The sequence below is a fragment of the Rhodococcus sp. NPDC056960 genome (genome assembly GCF_042674125.1).
Taxonomy (GTDB): domain Bacteria; phylum Actinomycetota; class Actinomycetes; order Mycobacteriales; family Mycobacteriaceae; genus Rhodococcus_F.
Window position 1 is genome coordinate 292,431 of sequence record NZ_JBHURF010000005.1, and the last position, 20,104, is coordinate 312,534.

17 protein-coding genes are annotated in these 20,104 nt (G+C 69.5%); 7 read left to right on the forward strand and 10 right to left on the reverse strand.

Annotation, left to right across the window (positions count from 1 at the left end; translation table 11 throughout):
* Window positions 1-27: 27 nt before the first annotated feature.
* The gene (locus tag ACFTWF_RS10375) at window positions 28-3,510 is read left to right on the forward strand and encodes a TM0106 family RecB-like putative nuclease (protein ID WP_378461108.1); all 3,483 of its coding nucleotides are present in this window, start codon (window positions 28-30) and stop codon (window positions 3,508-3,510) included.
* On the opposite strand, the gene ACFTWF_RS10380 is transcribed toward ACFTWF_RS10375, so the two are convergent.
* Both ACFTWF_RS10380 and ACFTWF_RS10385 read right to left on the reverse strand, forming a co-directional pair.
* Window positions 3,480-4,658, reverse strand: coding sequence for an amino acid deaminase/aldolase (locus ACFTWF_RS10380; RefSeq protein WP_378461109.1), 1,179 nt, complete (start codon window positions 4,656-4,658; stop codon window positions 3,480-3,482). The two genes, ACFTWF_RS10375 and ACFTWF_RS10380, sit on opposite strands and share 31 nt — an antisense overlap.
* Window positions 4,659-4,742: 84 nt before the next feature.
* Window positions 4,743-5,387, reverse strand: coding sequence for a TetR/AcrR family transcriptional regulator (locus ACFTWF_RS10385; protein ID WP_378461110.1), 645 nt, complete (start codon window positions 5,385-5,387; stop codon window positions 4,743-4,745).
* A gap of 102 nt (window positions 5,388-5,489) precedes the next feature.
* On the opposite strand from ACFTWF_RS10385, the gene ACFTWF_RS10390 reads away from it, so the two are divergent.
* Together ACFTWF_RS10390 and ACFTWF_RS10395 are read left to right on the forward strand one after the other, a co-directional pair.
* Window positions 5,490-6,806 carry a D-arabinono-1,4-lactone oxidase gene (locus ACFTWF_RS10390; protein ID WP_378461111.1) on the forward strand — a complete coding sequence of 439 codons (1,317 nt, stop codon included), beginning with the start codon at window positions 5,490-5,492 and terminating at the stop codon, window positions 6,804-6,806.
* A gap of 176 nt (window positions 6,807-6,982) precedes the next feature.
* Complete coding sequence (locus ACFTWF_RS10395; protein ID WP_378461112.1) at window positions 6,983-8,182, forward strand: amidase family protein; 1,200 nt, start codon at window positions 6,983-6,985, stop codon at window positions 8,180-8,182.
* Between the two features lie 2 nt (window positions 8,183-8,184).
* On the opposite strand, the gene ACFTWF_RS10400 is transcribed toward ACFTWF_RS10395, so the two are convergent.
* The 3 genes from ACFTWF_RS10400 to ACFTWF_RS10410 all read right to left on the reverse strand — a co-directional run bounded on the left by ACFTWF_RS10400 (window position 8,185) and on the right by ACFTWF_RS10410 (window position 11,268).
* Complete coding sequence (locus tag ACFTWF_RS10400) at window positions 8,185-9,150, reverse strand: adenosine deaminase (protein ID WP_378461113.1); 966 nt, start codon at window positions 9,148-9,150, stop codon at window positions 8,185-8,187.
* Between the two features lie 27 nt (window positions 9,151-9,177).
* On the reverse strand, window positions 9,178-10,374 hold the full coding sequence (locus ACFTWF_RS10405) for a class I adenylate-forming enzyme family protein (RefSeq protein ID WP_378461114.1): 1,197 nt from the start codon (window positions 10,372-10,374) through the stop codon (window positions 9,178-9,180).
* 87 nt (window positions 10,375-10,461) lie between these two features.
* Window positions 10,462-11,268 carry an enoyl-CoA hydratase/isomerase family protein gene (locus tag ACFTWF_RS10410; protein ID WP_378461115.1) on the reverse strand — a complete coding sequence of 269 codons (807 nt, stop codon included), beginning with the start codon at window positions 11,266-11,268 and terminating at the stop codon, window positions 10,462-10,464.
* A 40-nt stretch (window positions 11,269-11,308) separates the two neighbouring features.
* On the opposite strand from ACFTWF_RS10410, the gene ACFTWF_RS10415 reads away from it, so the two are divergent.
* Complete coding sequence (locus tag ACFTWF_RS10415; protein ID WP_378461175.1) at window positions 11,309-12,673, forward strand: FAD-binding oxidoreductase; 1,365 nt, start codon at window positions 11,309-11,311, stop codon at window positions 12,671-12,673.
* Here ACFTWF_RS10415 and ACFTWF_RS10420 read toward each other — a convergent pair.
* Window positions 12,627-14,138, reverse strand: a complete 1,512-nt coding sequence (locus tag ACFTWF_RS10420) for an MFS transporter (RefSeq protein WP_378461116.1) — start codon at window positions 14,136-14,138, stop codon at window positions 12,627-12,629. The genes ACFTWF_RS10415 and ACFTWF_RS10420 overlap by 47 nt on opposite strands.
* 2 nt (window positions 14,139-14,140) lie before the next feature.
* Window positions 14,141-14,755 carry a PadR family transcriptional regulator gene (locus ACFTWF_RS10425; RefSeq protein ID WP_378461117.1) on the reverse strand — a complete coding sequence of 205 codons (615 nt, stop codon included), beginning with the start codon at window positions 14,753-14,755 and terminating at the stop codon, window positions 14,141-14,143.
* 76 nt (window positions 14,756-14,831) lie between these two features.
* Here ACFTWF_RS10425 and ACFTWF_RS10430 point away from each other — a divergent pair, with 76 nt between their 5' ends.
* Both ACFTWF_RS10430 and ACFTWF_RS10435 read left to right on the forward strand, forming a co-directional pair.
* Window positions 14,832-15,554 (forward strand): GNAT family N-acetyltransferase, encoded by a 723-nt coding sequence (locus tag ACFTWF_RS10430; protein ID WP_378461118.1) that lies wholly within the window; start codon window positions 14,832-14,834, stop codon window positions 15,552-15,554.
* 30 nt (window positions 15,555-15,584) lie between these two features.
* Window positions 15,585-16,622 (forward strand): glutathione S-transferase family protein, encoded by a 1,038-nt coding sequence (locus ACFTWF_RS10435; RefSeq protein WP_378461119.1) that lies wholly within the window; start codon window positions 15,585-15,587, stop codon window positions 16,620-16,622.
* Window positions 16,623-16,632: 10 nt separating this feature from the next.
* Here ACFTWF_RS10435 and ACFTWF_RS10440 read toward each other — a convergent pair whose 3' ends face one another.
* A complete protein-coding gene (locus ACFTWF_RS10440) occupies window positions 16,633-17,028 on the reverse strand; it encodes a VOC family protein (RefSeq protein ID WP_378461120.1) in 396 nt (131 codons plus the stop codon).
* Window positions 17,029-17,032: 4 nt separating this feature from the next.
* On the reverse strand, window positions 17,033-17,887 hold the full coding sequence (locus ACFTWF_RS10445; RefSeq protein ID WP_378461121.1) for a helix-turn-helix domain-containing protein: 855 nt from the start codon (window positions 17,885-17,887) through the stop codon (window positions 17,033-17,035).
* A gap of 99 nt (window positions 17,888-17,986) precedes the next feature.
* Between ACFTWF_RS10445 and ACFTWF_RS10450 the strand changes: the two genes are divergently transcribed.
* The gene (locus ACFTWF_RS10450; protein WP_378461122.1) at window positions 17,987-18,673 is read left to right on the forward strand and encodes a hypothetical protein; all 687 of its coding nucleotides are present in this window, start codon (window positions 17,987-17,989) and stop codon (window positions 18,671-18,673) included.
* Between the two features lies 1 nt (window position 18,674).
* Here the strand turns inward: ACFTWF_RS10450 and ACFTWF_RS10455 are convergent, their stop codons facing one another.
* Entirely contained in the window at window positions 18,675-20,069 is a 1,395-nt protein-coding gene (locus tag ACFTWF_RS10455) for a glutamate decarboxylase (RefSeq protein ID WP_378461123.1), read from the reverse strand.
* Window positions 20,070-20,104 lie beyond the last annotated feature (35 nt).

The following is a 20,104-nucleotide window of genomic DNA, read 5'->3' on the forward strand; positions in this document are numbered from 1 at the left end:
GTCGCCCCCCGATGGCACAATCGGCCTGTGTTCCTCCTCGACGACACCATCGTCTACAGCGCCAGCGACCTCTCCGCGGCCGCCACCTGCGAGTTCGCGTTGCTGCGCCGGCTGGACGCCACGCTCGGGCTCGCCGGCGCCGATTCGCCGGGCACGTCGGCCGACGACGATCCCATGCTGCAGCGGACGTCGAGCCTCGGCGACGCCCACGAGCATCGGCGGCTCGCGCGGTTCCGCGCGGAGTTCGGCGACGGGGTGATCACGATGGAGCGGCCCGAGTACACGCGGGTGGGCCTGCTCGACGCCAACCTGGCCACCGTCGAGGCGATTCGCGGCGGTGCCGACGTGGTGTACCAGGGCACCTTCTTCGACGGCCGCTTCCTCGGTTTCTGCGACTTCCTCGTCCGCGACGGCGACACGTACGCCGTCTACGACACCAAACTGTCGCGGCACGCGAAGGTTCCGGCGCTCCTTCAGCTCGCTGCGTACGCGGAAGCCCTGGCCGACAACGGAGTTCCGACGTCACCGGACGTCCACCTCCTGCTCGGCGACGACAGCGACTCCGCACACCCGCTCGGCGACATCGCTCCCGTCTATTCGGCTCGGCGGTCCTCGCTCGAACGAATCCTCGACGAGCACCACGACGAAGGGACGGTCGCGGAGTGGGGCGACCCCCGGTACACGGCCTGCGGCCGGTGCGACACGTGCACCCCGGAGGTGGAACGGCACCGCGACCTCCTGCTGGTGGCGGGCATGCGGTCGACCCAGCGGAGCAGGCTGATCGCGGCCGGGATCGGCACACTCGACGCACTCGCCGCGCATTCCGGCGGTGTCGAGGGGCTTCCCGACCGCACCCTCGACACGCTTCGCGCCCAGGCCGTTCTGCAGTTGCGTCAGGAGTCCTCGGGTACTCCCGAATTCCAGGTGTACGCCCCGCAGGCGCTGGGCGGGCTGCCGGAACCGGACGACGGCGACATCTTCTTCGACTTCGAGGGAGACCCGTTGTGGGCCGAGAACGGCTCCACCGACTGGGGTCTCGAGTACCTGTTCGGGGTGGTCGAGGGTCCCGCCGTCCACGCCGAGTTCCGGCCGTTCTGGGCGCACGACCGCGCCGAGGAGCGGCAGGCGCTCGTCGACTTCCTCGACTACGTGACCGCGCGTCGTCAGCGATACCCGAACATGCACATCTACCACTACGCCGCGTACGAGAAGTCGGCGTTGCTGCGACTGGCGGGACGGCACGGTGTCGGGGAGGAGACGGTCGACGCCCTGCTGCGCGACAACGTCCTGGTCGACCTGTATCCGGTGGTGCGCGCGTGCCTGCGCATCGGCGAACGTTCGTACAGCATCAAGAAACTCGAACCGCTGTACATGCCGGAGCGACCGCGCGACGGCGACGTCACCAACGCCGCCGCGTCGGTGGTCGCGTACGCCGACTACTGCGATCACCGCGACAACGGCCGCGACGACGAGGCACGCGCGTTGCTGCAGGGCATCGCCGACTACAACGAGTACGACTGCGATTCGACGCTGCGACTGCGGGACTGGCTGGTCGGCCAGGCGGAGACGCACGGCGTGGCCCTTCGCCCGCCCGGTGACGAACCCACCGCGGTGATCGAGGACTGCACGCCCGCGGAGGCGGCGTTGCGCGAGTTCGCCGGGCACGGTCCGAGCGAGCACCGGGGCCACGACCAGCAGGCGGCCGCCCTCATGGCGGCGGCGGTCGGCTATCACCGCCGCGAGCGGAAACCGTTCTGGTGGGCGCACTTCGATCGGCTGACCGTCCCGCACGACGAGTTGTCGGACATCCGGGACGTTCTGGTCGTGTCGTCGGCGGTCATCGAGGAGAACTGGCACAAGAGCACGCCGCGTCAGCGCAAGCTGCGCCGGCGACTCGAACTCACCGGCCGGTTCGGGACCGGGAGCACCGTGGGACCCAAGACCACGATGTACGCGCTGTACGACGCTCCCGCCCCCGAGGCCGTCGCGGGCGACAATCCGCAGCAGCGGGGAACCTGCACGGTCAACGTTCTCGAGGTCGGGAAGGACGGCCGCCGCCGCGACGTGGTGATCGTGGAGGAACTCCTGAACGGCGAGGAGTACGGGCAACTTCCGACGGCGATCACCCCGGGCCCGCCGATCACGACCGACCGCATCGAATCGTCCATCGCCGTGGCCGCGGACCGCATGTGCTCACCACTTCCCGACCTCCCGCGGTGCGCGTCGGTGGACATTCTCCGGCGATCCGACCCGCGCACGCGGAGCGGGAATCCGCTTCCGCCGGTCGACGGGACGAACTATGCGGGTGCGATCACCGCGGCGCTCCTCGACCTCGACGACTCGTACGTCGCCGTGCAGGGGCCGCCCGGCACCGGCAAGACGTACACCGGGGCCCGGGTGATCAAGGCACTCGTCGAGCAATACCAGTGGCGGATCGGCGTGGTCGCGCAGTCGCATTCGGTGATCGAGAACATGCTCGGCGGCGTCGTGAAGGCCGGCCTTCCCGCCGAGATGGTCGCGAAGAAGGACGGCAGGCATCGCTCCGCGACCTGGACCGACATCAGTTCCAACGACTACCCCGGGTTCATCGACCAGGCGAAGGAAACGGGGTGCGTGATCGGCGGAACGGCGTGGGATTTCGCGAACACCGACCGCGTTCCGCCTGGCAGCCTCGACCTGCTGGTCATCGACGAGGCCGGGCAGTTCGCGCTGGCCAACACCATCGCGGTGGGCGGCGCGGCCCGCAATCTCCTCCTTCTCGGTGATCCCCAGCAGCTCCCGCAGGTCAGCCAGGGCACCCATCCCGAACCGGTCGACGCGTCGGCTCTCGGGTGGCTCGCCGAGGGCCATGGGGCGCTGCCCGCGAGCCGCGGTTACTTTCTCGAACGCTCGTGGCGGATGCATCCGGACCTCTGCGCGCCCGTGTCGGCGCTGTCGTACGACGGCAAGCTGCGTTCGCAGGAATCAGCCGGTGCCGCAAGACAACTCGACGGCATCGACCCGGGCGTGCACACCGTCTTCGTCGATCATCAGGGCAACGCCACCCAGTCGCCCGAGGAATCGCGGGAGGTGGTCAACCGGATCACGAAACTCCTCGGTTCCGGCTGGACCGACCCCAGCGAGTTCGAGGGAACCCGCCCGCTCGACGAGTCCGACATCCTGGTGGTGGCGCCGTACAACGCGCAGGTCGGAACGATCGAACGCGACCTGGCCGCGGTGGGCCTGGGCAAGGTCGAGGTGGGGACGGTCGACAAGTTCCAGGGACGGGAGGCGGCCGTCGCCATCGTGTCGATGACGGCGTCCGCGATCGAGGACGTGCCGCGGGGCATGTCGTTCCTGCTGTCGCGCAACCGGATGAACGTGGCCGTCTCCCGCGGCAAGTGGGCCGCGATCATCGTCCGTTCGGAATCGCTCACGCACTACATGCCGAGCACACCGGAGGGTCTCGTCGAACTGGGCGCGTTCATGCGGCTCACCGGTCAGCCGAAGCACCGGCCTTCGCCGCGGTAGGTGGGGACGACGGTGCGGGAGCCGTCCGACTCGACGAGGTGGATGTCGGTGAACCGCTCGCACATCTCGCCTGCCTTGGCATGCCGGAACCACACCCGATCGCCGATGCCGAGTTCCGTCGCCGCCCTTCCGGTCACGGGCGTCTGCACCTCCCCCGCACCCTCGTTGCGCAGGAGCTTCAGCCGGGGCGGCCACGTCGGCGTCGGCACCCGGCTGCGCCCCGCGGGACCGGAGGCGATGTAGCCGCCGCCGAACAGCGTCGCGATGCCGGGCGCCGGCTTCCGGACCGTCGGCAGCGCGAAGTACAGAGCCGGGCGCGGTGAGAACGCCCGGTACCGGTCGAAGAGCGTCGGCACGTACAGGCCCGACCCTGCCGTCACCTCCGTGACGACCGGGTCCGCGGAGCTCACCTCGAGCGAGCCGGTGCCGCCACTGTTGACGATCTCGAGTACCCCGACCTCCGCCTGCACGGCATCCACCACGGCGCCGCGACGCGTGGCGAGTTCCTTCGCGGAAGCCCGTTTCATCCAGCCGACGGGCGGGCTGGAATCGGGCAGTCCCGCGATCTGCGCTTCGTAGAACATGACGCCGACGACGGCGAATCCCCGGCTCGCGGCGCGCTGCGCGAACGCGGCGACGGCGGTCGGTTCACGCAGCGGGGATCGGCGGACCCCGATGTGAAGGGGCCCGAGCCGGAGCGAGGCGTCCACGTCGACGCACAGCCGGGCGCGGAGCGACGTGACGCCCGCCGCGGCGAGCACGAAGTCGAGTTGGTCGTCGCCGTCGACCATCAGGGTGATCCGATTCAGCAGTTCCGGGTCGGCGGCGAGTTCGGCGAGGGCCCCGCGGTCGGCGGTCGGGTAACCCATGAGGATGTCGGTCGCACCGCGGCGGGCCAGCCAGATCGCCTCGCGGAGTGAGTACGCCATGATCCCGCGGAAGCCGCCGGACGCGGTGAGATTCTCGCCGAGGGCGGCCTCGAGCACTGCGCGGCAGCGGACGGATTTGCTGGCCACCCGCACGGGCGTTCCGCCGGCGCGTTCCACCAGGTCGGCGGCGTTCGCACGCAGCGCAGGAAGGTCGAGCGCGGCCAGCGGCGGATCGACCTCGGCGGTCGCGGCGATGAGACGGTCGAGCGTCGGCGTCACAGTTCGTCCAATCGTGGTCCATCGGTCCGAGGGCGCCAGTCAACCATTGAGCTGGACGATTGTCCAGATCGATCGCGCGCCCGGTCAGGGCCGCTCGACGGCCTTCGCCGCGATCACCTGCACCATGTCGTCCAGCGCCGCGATCATGGCCTCACTGTCGCGGTCGACCAGCCAGCGCAGCACGAGCCCGTCGAGGATGGCCAGCCCGAACCGCGCGATCGCCTCCACCGGGGTCGCCCACCCGACGCCCGCGATCCCGGCGCACTCGGCGAGGAACTCGATCGCCTCCTCGTCCATCGTCCGGTATTGCTGACCCGCGATGTCGCCGGCCCGCTCGCTTCCGGACGCGCGGTGTCGCAGCGCCTGCGCGGTGATCTCGTACGTCAGCAACTGGCGGTCCGGGGTGGCTTCGATGATCGGCCACATCCCGCTGATCCCGATGTGGAGGAGTTCGCGCAAGCCGTCGATCCCGCGCAGGTCCGGTGCGTGCCGCACCTGCCCGAATGCCAGCCGCATCGACGCGCTGAGCTGGAGGACGAGGCTCTCGCCCATCGCGGCGAGGAGTTCTTCCTTGCTCTCGAAGCAGTAGTGGACCACCCCCAGCGAAACTCCGGCCTCCTCCGCCACGGCCCGCACCGTGACCGATGCGACCCCGCGCTGCTCCGCGATGGCCAGCGCCGACTCGACGAGTTGGGCACGACGTTCATCCGCAGGAAGCCTGTTCAGCATCCTCCGATCGTAGAACCTGCCGGAGCCTCGTCCGTGACCAACACGGACGCCCGACCAACCCCGATATTTGCCTGGACGAGCGTCCAGGTTCATGATGGGCGCATGGCACAGGACACATGGCGCAACTGGGCGGGCACCGAGACTGCGAACCCGCAGCGCTTCGCGACTCCGTGCTCGGTGGAGGAGCTGAGCGCTCTCCTCACCCGCGCCGCCGAGCAGGGTCAGCGGGTGAAGGCCGTCGGGGCCGGCCATTCCTTCACCGGGGTCGCGGTCACCGACGGCATCCTCGTCGTCCTCGACGCCCTGACCGGAATCGAATCCGTGACGCTCGACGAACCCGCGGGCGCGCTCGTCACCGTCCTCGCCGGCACACGCCTGCGCGATCTCAACGAGCAGCTCTGGCACCGCGGCCTGGCCATGATCAACCTCGGCGACATCGACGTGCAGTCGGTGGCGGGGGCGTTGTCCACGGGCACCCACGGCACCGGAGCCCGTTTCGGAGGTCTCGCCACTCAGGTCCGCGCCCTCCAGGTGGTGCTCGCGGACGGATCGGTGGCCGATTGCTCCCCCACCGACAACCCCGAACTGTTCGAGGCCGCACGTCTCGGCCTCGGCGCGGTGGGCATCATCTCGAAGGTCACGATCCAGTGCGTGCCGAACTACGTGATGCACGCCGTCGAGGCACCCGAGTCGCTGGACACCACCCGCGAGCGCCTCGACCACGACCGCAGCACGATCGACCACTTCGAGTTCTACTGGTTCCCGCACACCCGCCGCGTGCTGACGAAACGCAACACCCGGCTCCCCGGTGACACTCCGACGTCGCCCGTCCACCCGGTCCGCGCGTACGTCGACGACGAACTGCTGTCCAACATCGTGTTCGAGGGCATCAACCGGGTCGCCTGCCTCGCACCGTCGACGATTCCGAGGATCAACCGGCTGTCGTCGCGCATCCTGGGTGCGCGTGAGTACACCGACCGCAGCTACCGGGTCTTCGCCTCCGAGCGCCGGGTCAAGTTCCGCGAGATGGAATACGCGGTTCCCACCGAGGCACTGCCCGGCACTCTCGCCGCGATCGACGCGTGGGTGGAGAAGTCCGGGTTCACCGTGGCGTTCCCCGTCGAGGTCCGCTTCGCCGCGGGCGACGACGTGTGGCTGTCGACGGCGAACGGCCGGGATACGGCGTACATCGCCGTGCACCAGTACCACCGCCGCGATCACGAACCCTATTTCGCCGCGGTCGAGGCGATCGCCCGGGACGTGGACGGCAGGCCGCACTGGGGCAAACTGCACGGGCGCACCGCCGAGGACCTGCGGCCCGCGTATCCGAACTTCGACGAGTTCGTCGCGGTCCGCGACAAGTACGATCCCGAGCGAATGTTCGGCAACGCGTACCTGCAGCAGGTCCTCGGTCGCTAACGTGGGCTAGGTGCCCCCCCAGTCGATCCTTCGATCGTCGCGCCTTCCTTCGCGTCGCCGGAACGTCCGGGGCGGCCGCGCTCGGCGTCGTCGCGCTCGGCGCCTGTGGAGAACGGCTGCACGATCCCGGGATTCCGCCCCTTCCCGACGGCCTGTCCGTCGCCGGCGACGGAGCAGTGTCGGAGTTCGTCCCCGTCGACAAGGCGACGTGGCGCGTGCAGGGGGATCCGCTGGTCGCGCCCACCGGTGACGGGCCCCTCGCCGGCATGCGGCTCGCCGTCACCGACCTGTATGCCGTTGCGGGACAGCAGATCGGCGCGGGCAGCGGGCGGCGACTCGCCGAGGTGCCGGCCGAGACGGGAACCGCCGCCGTCGTGACGCGTCTCCTCGGTCAGGGTGCGCGCGTCGTCGGCCTGACCCAGACCGACGATCTCGGGTACGGGCATTCCGGTGTCAACCAGCAGTTCGGGACGCCGCCCAACCCGCGCGCCGAGGATCGTCTGCCCGGCGGCGCGACGTCGGGCGCCGCGAGCGCGGTGGCGCAGGGCGTCGCCGACATCGGCCTGGGTGTCGACACCACCGGATCCGTCCGGATCCCCGCCTCGTATCAGGGCCTGTACGGGTTCGCGCCGTCGCGGGGCGCCGTCTCCACCGAGGGACTGTTCCCACTGTCCCCCACGTTCGACACCCCGGCGTGGGTCTGCGGCGACGTCGCCACCCTCGTCGCCGTGTCCGGCGCAATGCTTCCCCTCACCGCGGAGACCCCGTTCCGCAGCGCACTCACCTCGGACGGCATCAACGCCGTCGCCGAGGCAGGCGTCCTCGGTGCGATGCGGCGCGCCCTGACGTCGTGGGAGAAGAGCTCCCTGCCCCGCCTGACGTGGACCGACACCGACATCGGCCGCCTCCCCGACTGGTACGAGGCGGTCGTCGACGTGCAGGGGTACGAAGCCTGGCAGCTGCACGGCGACTGGGTGAGCGCGGCGATGACGTCGCTCGGCGACGAACCGCGCCGCAATTTCGTCGACGCGAGCCGAATCTGGGAATCCACGTACGGCCGGAAGATGACCATGCTGGCCGAGGCCTCGAAGACGATCACCGCGTATGTCGGCGACAGGCTGCTCCTGCTGCCCGCGACGTCCTCCGTGGCGCCCGAGCGGACGAGCTACCCCAGCGGTGACCGGTTCCGGAACACGATGCGTACCACCGGCATGCTCACGTGCCTCGCATCCATCTCGGGCCTGCCCAACGCGACCGTGCCGTTGCGCACCGACGACGGGATGCCCGCCGGCCTCTGCCTGGTCGGTCCGTTCGGCCGCGATCGCGACGTCCTCGCCGTCGTAGGCAGCCTCGACGAGGCCGGACTGATCGACTGATCTCAGCCGCGGAGCAGTTCCGTCTTCCGCGCCTCGCTCGCGAACGACGCCGTGATGGAGTTGCGGGCCAACGTGTCCCGCTCGGCGTCGGTGAGCCCGAGCTGGTCTCGCAACTGCGCGAAGTTGTCGTCGACATATCCACCGAAGTAGGCGGGATCGTCGGAATTGACGGTGACGAGCAGACCGGCCTCGAGCATGGTCCGCAGCGGGTGCTCCGCCAGGGAGTCGACGACGCACAGCCGCACGTTCGACAACGGGCACACGGTGAGCGGCACCTCCTCGTCCACCAGGCGCGCCACGAGCGCCGGGTCTTCCAGCGCGCGCACCCCGTGATCGATCCGCTCCGCACCGAGCAGGTCGAGCGCCTGCCAGATGTACTCCGGCGGGCCTTCCTCACCGGCATGGGCAACCACGTGCAGGCCTTCCGACCGGGCGCGGGCGAACACGTCCTCGAAGAGCGACGGTGGGTTGCCCACCTCGGCCGAGTCCAGTCCGAGCCCGACGATCGGCGTCTGCAACCGGATGATCTCCCCGAACACGTCCTCCGCCTCGTGCACGGGACGGTCCCGCAGGATCGCGGCGATCGCGGCGCTGCTCAGTCCGAACTCCCGCTCACTGGTGGCCACCGCGTCCATGATTCCGTCGAGCACCTCGTGCAGCGGGACACCACGATTGACGTGTGCCTGCGGATTGAAGAAGAACTCCACGTGCGCCACGCCGCCGGCGGACGCCCTCGCGAAGTACGCGCGGGTGAGGTCCGCGAAATCCTGGGCCGTCCGCAGCACCTGCATGTTGGCGAAGTAGAGGTCGAGGAACGACTGCAGGTCGGTGAACTCGTACCGCGAGCGGAGGTCGTCGAGGTCCGTGTACGGCAGCTGCACGGAATTCCGTTCGGCCAGCTCGAAGATCAGCTCGGGTTCGAGGGACCCCTCGATGTGCATGTGCAGCTCGGCGACGGGAGAGCTCACGGGTGAAATACCTGCCTTTCGCACCACCTAGGCAGCGGTGTCGCGGTCGACGATACGGACGAAGCCCTCGTCGTCGATATTCGCGGTGTCGCCGGTGTGAAACCAGCCACCGGTGAACGTCTTCGCGGTGACGTCGGGCCGGTTCCAGTACCCGCGGCTGACTCCGGGCCCGCGGCACAGCAATTCACCGATCCCGCGGTCGGCGTCGGGACCGAACAGGGCCAGCTCCATCCCGCCGAACGCGACGCCCACACTGCCCGCGTGCGTCAGGGCGCACTCGTCGGGCAGCGCCAGCCCCGCCCCGCAGGTCTCGGTCATGCCCCACCCGAGATAGTGCTTGGCCTCGGGGAACGTCCGCCTGAGCAGTTGCGACTGTTCCAGCGACAGGCCGGCGCCGCTGTAGTCGATCCAGCGCACCGCGCGACGACCGAAGCTCGTCACCCGCGAGGACTCCACGGCCCGCAGCAGGACTGCGGGGGCGGCGGTGAGCACGTCGGCTCCGGTGCCCCGCCACGATGCCGCGTCAGTGCTCCCGGTCAGCAGGACCGTCCCGCCCACCACCAGCGTCGAGAGCAGTTCGACGAGCGATCCGACGGTGTGCAGTTCCGGTTCGACCAGAAGGTTCCGCAGCCCCTCGGAGCTGAACCCGCGCGCATGGAGGACGGATTCGATGGTGGAGAGGACGTTCTCGTTGCTCAACTCGACGCCCTTCGGGGACTCCGACGGGCCGGGCGTGTACGACAGCAGCACCAGTTCGTCGGGGCTCGCACCGTCGTCGATGAACGAGATCCCGTCCGGCAGTTCACCGTCGAGGATCAACACCGATTCGCTGTCGGCGAGCACCTCGCCGGTCTGCGCGTCGCCCAGAGCCGGGCTGACACCCACCGGCACGCCTCCCGCGAGCAGCACTCCGAGGAAGGCCTCCACCCAGCGGACCCCGATCGGCTGCCGCACGGCGACGCGGTCACCGATCTCGACACCCTTCGCCTTCAGCCCGCCGGCGACCCGCGCCGCGGACGTCCACAGCTGAGAGAACGTGAGCGACCGGCCGCCGTCCTCCTCGACGGCGACCCTGCCCGCGTAGCGGTGCACGGACACGTCGAGCAGTTCGGTCAGCGACGGGTTGAGCCCGCCGTACCGGAGCAGGCCGTCGCGAGCACGGACCACCCGGTCGTCGTGGAAGAACGGGCCCCCACTCGGGTACTCGACGAGGGACGACGGCATCTGTACCTCCGCTGCTGCTGCGCGAACCGGGACGTTGCCACGACTATATGACGCCCGTCACAGTTGCGGGGAGCGGATCGCCGACGGCTAGCGTCCGGCGTACGTGGCCTTACCCGGTCCGACGTCGAGGAAGCTGCGCACAGCGCCCCGCAGGTCCTCGGTCTCGAACAGCGCGCCCGACACGTCGGGCGTGATCGAGTCGGCGTGCGCGACTCCACCCGACCGCCACGCGGAGATGATCTGCTTCGTGGCGTCGTGCGCGCGGGTCGGACCGTTCGCCAGGCGTGCCGCGAGGGCGCGTGCCTCCGCGTCGACGTCCTCGTGAACGGCGTTGACCACGCCCCAGCTGTGCAGCGTCGCGGCGTCGTACAGATCGCCGGTCATCACGAGTTCCCGCGCCCGGCCGGACCCCGCACGTTCGGCCAGCCGCTGCGGCCCGCCCATCGACGGCGTCAGGCCGACGACCGTCTCGACCAGTCCGAACTTCGCCTTCGGCGCGGCGAGGATGATGTCGCAGGCGAGCGCGATCTCGAACGCCGCGGTGAGCGTCAGGCCGTGAGCCGCGTAGACGACGGGGCAGGGCAGCGCCTCGAGCGGATGGCAGATCTCGGCGAACAGTTCCTGCCACAGATCCTCGCCCTGCTCCGCGGTGAGCCCGTCGAACACGTGCACGTCCACCCCCGCGGAGACGACCTTGCCCTCGGCGCGCAGCAGCACCGCGCGGGGCGGATTCTCGGCGAGCGCCGCCACGTCCGCCTGCACGGCGTCGAACATCGCTTGATCGAACAGATTCAACGGGCCGTGGGCGAACGTCAGGATCGCGATCTCGGCGCCGGCATCGGTGCGGACACGCTCGAGTCGGGTGGGATGCGCAGCGGCGGCAGGCTCAGTCATGCGGCCAGACTGCCACATGCGTTCCGCCTACGATCGGGGTGTGGACTCGCTGCGGGCGGCGCTGGCCGACGTCGTCGGCGAGCGGTTCGTGACCGTGGACGCGGACGTGCTCGCCGCCCGCGCCACCGACCACACCGGCCGCTACCGCGGGCGGGCGGGCGCACTCGTCCGGCCCGCCGATGCCGCGGAAGTCTCGGCCGTGCTGGGGATCTGCCGCGGCGCCGGCGTGAAGGTCACCGTGCAGGGCGGGCGCACCGGCCTCGAAGCGGGCACGGTTCCGGAACACGACGACGTGCTGCTGTCGACGGAACGGCTGACGTCGATCGGGGCCGTCGACCGTGAGAACCGGCGCGTCACCGTCGGCGCCGGGGTCACCCTCGCCACGCTCCGGCACGCCGCCGCCGACGCGGGACTGCTGTTCGGCGTCGACCTCGCCTCCCGCGATTCCGCGACGATCGGCGGCATGGTGTCGACGAACGCGGGTGGTCTGCACACCGTGCGGTACGGACCCATGTCCGCGCAGGTCATCGGACTGGAGGTGGTCCTCCCCGACGGCGCGATCGTGCGGCGCAGCATGCGGGTGGGCGCCGAGAACTGCGGCTACGACCTGCCCGCGCTGTGGGTCGGCAGCGAGGGCACTCTCGGCGTCGTCACGACCGCCGATCTCACGCTCCACCCCGTGCCCGCGTTCCGCATCACCGCGCTCGCCGGCTTCGCGCAGCTGCCCGGGTTGATCGACGCGGCTCGCGTCGTCCGGCGGCTCGAGGGGGTGGACGCCGTGGAGATGCTCGACGGCCGCGGACTCGAATTGGCCTCGTCGCAGCTGGGTCTCGCGGTACCCACGGGACTGCCGTGGTACCTCCTCGTGGAACTGGCCGGCCGCCGCGACCTCACCGACGAGCTGGCCGAGGGGCTGGAGCGCTGCGCCCCCGACGACGAGCCCGCCGTCGGGATCGACGCCGCCGGTCGCGCGAGGCTGTGGGCGGCACGGGAAGCGTTCGCCGACGTGGTCGGACTGTTCGGGCCGCCGCTGAAGTTCGACGCCGCGCTCCCCCTGGACACCCTCGCCGCGTTCGTCGCCGATGCCGTCGCGCTGGTGACGAGCCGGGCACCCGGCGCCATTCCGGTGCTGTTCGGACACGTCGCCGACGGGAACGTCCACCTGAACGTGCTGCGCTGCCCCGACGAGAGCGTGCTCTACCGGCCGATCACGGAACTGATCCGCGATCACGCCGGCACCATCGCGTCCGAGCACGGTGTCGGCGCACACAAGCGCAACTACCTGGACCTCGCCCTCCGCCGCGAGGACATCACGGCGATGTGGGCGATCAAGCAGGCATTCGACCCCGACGACTACCTCAACCCCGCAGTGATGTTTCCCGACTGGCTGCGTCGCCCTCGGTGACGCCCGGCTTCTTCTCCCGCAACGGTCGTGCGAAACACACCGACGCGACGAAACCGATCAGCAGGACGGCGGCGGGCAGCCAGATCGACTGCGCCATCGCCGTGGCGAACGGTTCCTTCACGAATTCGGGCATCTCGCCGACGCCGGCCTCCTGGCTGCCGCTGTTCAGCCCCTGCGCGGACAGCCGGGCGGTGATGAGTGCGCCGATCGCGGCGCTGCCGAGCACCGCGCCGACCTGACGGGTCGTGTTGTAGACACCGGCTCCAGCGCCCGCCTGGTGGGGCGGAAGATTGTGCGTTGCCGTGGCCGCGAGCGGCGACCAGATGCACGAGTTGGCGAGACCGATCAGGCCGATCGGCAGCAGCAGTTCCCAGATCGCCACGTCGGGCGACATCACCATGGACAGCCAGCCGAGAGCGATCGAGAACAGCAGGAATCCGGCGCCCGCGATGTACCGCGGGTGGGTGCGGTCGACGAGTTTGCCGACGATCGGCGCGAAGACGCCGGTGAGGACGGCCATGGGCACCAGCAGCAGCGCCGACCGCGTGGGTGTCAGACCGCGCACCGCCTGGGTGTAGAACATCAGCGGCAGGACCATCGCGGTGATCGCGAAGCCCATGGCGGTGATGGCGACGTTGGCGAGCGAGAAGTTGCGGTCCGTGAACAGCCCCAGCGGCAGCAGCGGCTCGTTCTTGTTCCAGGACTGATACCAGACGAAGACACCGAGAAGGACGAGGCCGGCGCCGATCGACGCCAGCACGGTGGCCGACCAGTCGTAGGAACTGCCTTCCTGGATGCCGAACACGAGGAAGAACATGCCGAGCGCGCTGAGGACGACACCGGGGATGTCGAACTTGTGCCGGTGGGTCTCGAGCGCGGGCACCAACCGCCAGGCCAGCACGAACGCGATCACACCGACGGGCACGTTGACGATGAAGATCCACTGCCAGCCGAGGTTGTCGACGAGGACGCCGCCCGCGAGCGGGCCGACGAGGGTGGCGACGCCGGCGACGGCGCCCCACAGTCCCATCGCCGTGCCGCGACGGTCCGGCGGGAACGTGCGGGTGATGACGGCCATCGTCTGCGGCGTCATCAGGGCGGCGCCGAGACCCTGGAAGACCCGGGCGACGATGAGCATGGTGATGGTGCCGGACAGACCGCACCACAGCGACGCCGCGGTGAACAGGACGAGCCCGATCAGGTAGATGTTCTTGGGACCGAACCGGTCACCGAGGCGGCCGGTGACCAGCAGCGGTACCGCGTAGGCCAGCAGGTAGGCGCTGGTGACCCACACGACCTTGTTGATGTCGGTGTGCAGGTCGTTCATGATCGCCGGGTTGGCCACCGCCACGATGGTGCTGTCCACGAGGATCATGAAGAAGCCGATGACCAGGGCCCACAGGGCCGGCCAGGGATTTCGATGCTCGGGTGGCGACGTGGGTGGCGCGGTGCGCTCGGTGTCCATCTTCAATCCTTTGCTGAACCGGAGGGGATCCGGCGTGAATGTGTCAGTCGGTCGAGAAGTTCCGGTGATAGCCACGGCAGGGCGCCGGAGTCGATGTCGGTTACCAGAACGCTCAGCCATTCGTGCTCCGCGCGGGCGACGGTGAGAAGGAACTCGTTGCCCAGGAGGAAGATCCTGGGTGTCTCGGTGGAGCAGGCGAGCGCGGACGCGGTCTCGAGTTCGCCGATTTCTCCGCGGAGGTGATCGAGGCGGTCCCGGAGCAGGTCCACCACAGTCTGCGCGTCGACGTTGTGCGCCTCCGCCAGCGCGAGGGGAAACTGCGGGTACTCGTGCGCAGGCGTCGCGAGCATGTCGCTCACTCGGTGCACGAGCGCCTCACGGCCCGTGTCCGTGATCTCGTACATGGTGCGTTCGGGCCGGTTCCCCGCGCGGTCGGTGCCGGTGGTGCGCACCAGCCCTTCACCTTCGAGCCTGCTCACGGTGTGGTACAGCGACCCCGGCCGGATCTTCACGACCCGTCCGCGCCGGGCGGCGGCGAGTTGGTACATCTCGTACGGATGCATCGTGCGCTCACACAGCAGTCCGAGGATGGTGACACCGAGTGGGGTGAGAGCCACGGTCACCTCCACTACTCCACGGCGAATACTCCACGTGGAATATACCGTCCGGAGGGGGTGGGAACAAGCGGCTACCGTGGGGTGCGTGGACTCCCATCACCTCGACATCGTTCGGCTCGCCTGGTCGCGTGAACTGGGATTGCCCGACGACGCACTGGCCACCCGCCCGGACGCCGACGACCGCACCGTCCGGGTGGACGACGAGACCGACACGATCCGATTCCTGCGCCTGGGCGAGACATCCGCACTGGTCGGCCCACGGTGGGCGATCGAGCGCGCCGACGCGCACACCTCCGGGGAATTGGCGGAATCCGCGACGCTGCTCGCACTCACCCAGGATCGGTCCGGACGGTGCGCCGGCCCGATGGTGCTTGCCTTCGCCACCGACTACCAGAACCCCTCGACCGGCACACCGCCCCTCGTCTCCCACGAGTACGACCACGTCCGCCACGTCGAGGCGGCATGTCCCCCGGACGACGTCACCGAGGCCCACCTCGGCGACCGCGACCGATGGTTCACGATCCTCGACGACGCACAGCAGCCGGTCGCGTCCGCCGGGTACGCCGAGTTCCAGGGTTTTCTCGCCGACGTCGGTGTGCTGACGGTCCCCCCGTTCCGGCGGCGCGGGCTGGGCGCCGCGGTTGCCGGCATCGCCACCGACGACGCTCTCGACAGCGGACTGATCGCCCAATGTCGTTCACCCCGCGACAATCTGGCCTCGCGCGCGCTCGCCGCCCGGACCGGATTCCGGGAACTGGGCACGTACTCCGCGGTCACGCTGTCGCGCAGTACGCTCTGAAACCACATCGAAAGACGGGACGGGTCGACCATGACGGACCGGACGGAAGATCAGCAGGGTACTGCGGGCGCCTACGTCGAATCGGGCGCGGAGTTCACCCGTGACACCCACTACATCGCCACCCGCATCACAGCGGACGGCCGAGACGGGTATCCCGTCGAACCGGACCGCTACCGGCTCGTCGCCGCCCGCGCGTGCCCGTGGGCCAATCGCGCGATCATCGTCCGGCGACTGCTCGGACTCGAGGACGTGCTGTCCCTGGGGCTGTGTGGGCCCACCCACGACAAGCGAAGCTGGACCTTCGATCTCGATCCGGGCGGCCTCGATCCCGTGCTGAAGATTCCGCGCCTGCAGGACGCGTACCTCGCGCGTTTCCCCGACTACCCGCGGGGCATCACCGTGCCGGCGATCGTCGACGTACCCACCGGGCAGGTGGTCACCAACGACTACCCCCGGATCACGCTGGACCTGTCGTCGGAATGGACGCGGTATCACCGCGAGGGCGCCCCCGACCTGTACCCGGAGCCGCTGCGCGACGAGATCGACGAGGTCGCCGAACTCGTGTTCCGCGACGTCAACAACGGCGTGTACCGATGCGGTTTCGCCGGATCCCAGGACGCCTACGACGACGCGTACGACCGTCTGTTCGCCCGCCTCGACTGGCTCGAGGAACGCCTGACCGACCGCAGGTTCCTCGTCGGCGACACGATCACCGAGGCGGACGTGCGCCTGTTCACCACCCTCGCCCGGTTCGACGCGGTCTACCACGGGCACTTCAAGTGCAATCGGAACAAGCTCGACGAGATGCCGGTCCTGTGGAGCTACGCGCGCGATCTCTTCCAGACCCCGGGGTTCGGCGACACGATCGACTTCACCCAGATCAAGCAGCATTACTACATCGTGCACACCGACCTCAATCCCACGCGGATCGTGCCGAAGGGACCCGACCTGTCCGGCTGGCTCGCACCGCACGGGCGTGAACAGATGGGCGGCAAGCCGTTCGGGGACGGCACGCCGCCGCCACCGCCGAAGCCCGGCGAGGAGGTCCCGGCCGGGCACGGGGCGTGATGGGGCGGCTCTACGCCCCGGTGTAGGTGCCGAAACTCCAGATCACGCCCTCCGGGTCGCGGCAGGTGAATCCGCGCGACCCGTAGTCCTCGTCCCGCAGTCCGCGCACGATCGTCGCGCCGGCGGCCACGGCGCGCTCGTGGAGCGCGTCCGGGTCGTCGACGACGAGGTACACCGAGCCGGTCCCGGGCGGGAGGTCGCTGATCACCGAGTCGTCACGAGGTGAGCCGAGCATGATCCCACCACCCTTCGGCCAGCCGAGTTCGGCGTGATCGACCTGGCCTCCCTCTCCGTACGCCGCCTTCTCCTCGAACCCGAAGGCGTCGACGAGGAAGCGGATGGCGGCCCGCGCGTCGCGATACACGAGGGTGGGCCACACACAGGTGGTATGCGTCGAAGTAGTCATGATTTCACTCTGCGTCACCGTCGCCGTTCGCGTCTTGGACGAATGAGAACGGATCGCTCTCGCGCCACCGCGACGGAGCGAGTCCGGCGAGGTCACGCCAGTCCCGCGCCATGTGCGCCTGGTCGTAGTAGCCGCACACGGCCGACACCTCGGCGAGTGTCGCCGTGGGGGCACCCTGGAGCATCCGATGCGAACGGTGGAATCGCGACAGCCGCACCACGTCCTTCGGCGTGACGCCGTACTCCCCGACGAACTTGTCGACCAGATGTCTTCTGCTCCACCCGACCTCGCGTGCGACGTCGCCGACCCGGGTGCCGCCTCCGGCGACGAGCAGGCTCCAGGCCTGCGTGAGGTGAGGGTCGATCTCCGCCGGCGCGGCACGGCGCGTCAGGACCTCGTCGAGGATCGCGAACCGCGCGCCCCATCCGGTCTCGAGGGACAGTCGTTCGGTCAGCTCCTCCGCATCGGGTCCGAGCAGGTCACCGAGTCCGACCACCCACGCGCCGAGGGCTGCGGTGGGCACCCCCAGCAGCGCCCGGGCGCCGAGCGGACTGAGCGCGAGTTGCACGCCGTGCTGGTTGCCGTCGTGCCGGATCGTCACCGGCGACGTGGCGATGCCGCTGGCCAGCGTGTCGTACCGACCGGGCGCCTGCCGCGGCTCCGCCTGCGCGGCGATGTCGAGCGGCTCGTCGATCGTCAGGATCACCGTGAGCCAGGGCGACGGCAGACCGAGGTGGATGCCGGGCTCGAACCCAGCCAGCCGGTAGCCGTCGTACCCGCTCACCAGTGCGCGGAGCGGTAAGGCCGGGCGACGGAACGCACCGGACGATCTGGCGGTATCGCCGTCGACCACGCTCACGGCACCAGCCTAGGCAACGGTGCCGGGACCGGCCACAGCGTGCGCTCACCTACAGTCGGTGCCAGCACACTCGAAGCGCACGGCGAGACGGGAGCCCCGATGGTTGGCAATGGTGGACCGGTGGAGAAGGTACTGGTCTCGGTCCTCGACAACGGAAGTCGACTCCAGGCCCCCGCAGTGGCCAAATACGTCGACTGGGTCCGACGCTCGCACCCCGGCGAATCGCCCGCGCAGATCGTGGAGCGCATGGAGAAGATGTTCCTGCTCGCCGTGACGGGCAGCGGTAGCGCGGTCGGCGCGACAGCCGCCGTTCCCGGCGTCGGCACGGTCGCGTCCATCGCGGCGGTGGGCGCCGAATCGGGGTTCTTCCTGGAGGCCGCGGCGCTGCTGACCCTCGCGGTCGCCTCGGTGCACGGCATCTCCGCCGCCGATCATCAGCAGCGACGAGCACTCGTCCTGTCGGTCGCCCTCGGCGAATCGGGCATGGAGATCGTCCAGAAGGCGACCGGCGTGACCGCGAAGAACTGGGCGACCGCGATCACCAGCCGCGTCCCGGGACCCACGTTGAGGGGCATGAACAGTACCCTCGTGCGCAAGTTCATCACCAAGTACGCAGCCCGCCGCAGCGCACTGATCCTCGGCAAACTCGTGCCCGCCGGCATCGGCGCGGCCATCGGCGGCGCAGGCAACCGGGCCATCGGCAAGGGCGTGATCAAGAACGCGCGTGAGGCGTTCGGGCCCGCCCCGGCCCGCTGGCCGGACGAACTGCGTGCGATCGAGCCGTGACCTAGTGGGCGAAGTGCTGCGCCGTCGAATGCCCTCCGCCCTTCTCGCGGAGTTCGGCGCACACTTCCTCGATCGCCTCGCCGAGGAGAGTCCCGAGGTCGGCACTGAAGCCCTCGCGCACGACGATGCGCAACACCGCCACGTCCTCGGCGTCGGCGGGCATGGTGTACGCGGGAACCTGCCACCCTCGCGCCCGCAACTCGTGTGACACGTCGAAGACCGTGAATCCGGGATCGCCCGCCATCTCGAATGCCACCACCGGAATGTCGGTGCCGTCGGTGATCAGCGTGAAGTACTCGAGTTCCCCGACGCGCTTGCCCACCCGAACGGCGGTGTCGCGCAGCGTCTCCATGATCGACTTGTAACCGGCCCGGCCGAGTCGCAGGAAGTTGTAGTACTGGCCCACCACCTGATTGCCCGGCCGCGAGAAGTTCAGTGTGAACGTCGGCATGTCGCCGCCCAGGTAGTTGACCCGGAACACCAGGCCCTCGGGGAGATATTCCCGGTCACGCCACACCACGAACCCGATTCCGGGATAGGTCAGCCCGTACTTGTGGCCGCTGACATTGATCGACGCCACCCGCGGAACCCGGAAGTCCCACAGCAGATCCGGATACAGGAAGGGGACGACGAAACCGCCGCTGGCCGCGTCCACGTGGATCGGGACGTCGGGGCCGCCGGACGCGGCGAGGTCGTCGAGCGCGGCCGCGATCTCCGCCACCGGTTCGAGTTCCCCGGTATAGGTGGTGCCCACGATGACGACGGCTCCGATGGTGTTCTCGTCCACCGCGTCACGCACCTGTTCGGGCGTGATGACGTAGCGGCCCTTCTCCATCGGCAGGTACTTGGGTTCGACGTCGAAGTACCGGCAGAACTTCTCCCACACCACCTGCACGTTGCTGCCGAGCACCAGATTCGGCCGCGACGTGTCCTTCCCGTCCGCCTCCCGCTTCGCCCGCCACCGCCACTTGAGCGCGAGACCGCCCAGCATCACGGCCTCGCTCGAACCGATCGTCGACACACCGGTGGCGCTGGCCGGGTCGGTGGTCGACAGGTGGGGAGCGTGGAAGAGGTCGGCCACCATCGACACGCACCGCGACTCGATCGCCGCCGTCGCCGGATACTCGTCCTTGTCGATCATGTTCTTGTCGAACGTCTCGGCCATCAACTTGTCGGCTTCGGGATCCATCCACGTGGTGACGAACGTCGCCAGGTTCAGCCGCGAACTGCCGTCGAGCATCAACTCGTCGTGGATGAACCGGTACGTGGCCTCCGGAGCGGTTTCGTCGTCCGGCAGGCGCAGCGCGGGGAACGGATCGATCGACAGGCGTCCCGTGTAGGCCGGGGCGAGGATGTCGCGGTGGTGATCGTGATCGTGGTGGTGGTGCTTGCTCATGTGTGTCCCCAATCAGTGGTGTCAGCACGCGCCGT

Bases quoted from the DNA above. Each gene is read 5' to 3' on its own strand.
- ACFTWF_RS10385 (WP_378461110.1), bottom strand. From the start codon at position 5,387: ATGCTGAACAGGCTTCCTGCGGATGAACGTCGTGCCCAACTCGTCGAG.
- ACFTWF_RS10390 (WP_378461111.1), top strand. From the start codon at position 5,490: ATGGCACAGGACACATGGCGCAACTGGGCGGGCACCGAGACTGCGAAC.
- ACFTWF_RS10405 (WP_378461114.1), bottom strand. From the start codon at position 10,374: ATGCCGTCGTCCCTCGTCGAGTACCCGAGTGGGGGCCCGTTCTTCCAC.
- ACFTWF_RS10410 (WP_378461115.1), bottom strand. From the start codon at position 11,268: ATGACTGAGCCTGCCGCCGCTGCGCATCCCACCCGACTCGAGCGTGTC.
- ACFTWF_RS10420 (WP_378461116.1), bottom strand. From the start codon at position 14,138: ATGGACACCGAGCGCACCGCGCCACCCACGTCGCCACCCGAGCATCGA.
- ACFTWF_RS10435 (WP_378461119.1), top strand. From the start codon at position 15,585: ATGACGGACCGGACGGAAGATCAGCAGGGTACTGCGGGCGCCTACGTC.
- ACFTWF_RS10440 (WP_378461120.1), bottom strand. From the start codon at position 17,028: ATGACTACTTCGACGCATACCACCTGTGTGTGGCCCACCCTCGTGTAT.
- ACFTWF_RS10450 (WP_378461122.1), top strand. From the start codon at position 17,987: ATGGTTGGCAATGGTGGACCGGTGGAGAAGGTACTGGTCTCGGTCCTC.
- ACFTWF_RS10455 (WP_378461123.1), bottom strand. From the start codon at position 20,069: ATGAGCAAGCACCACCACCACGATCACGATCACCACCGCGACATCCTC.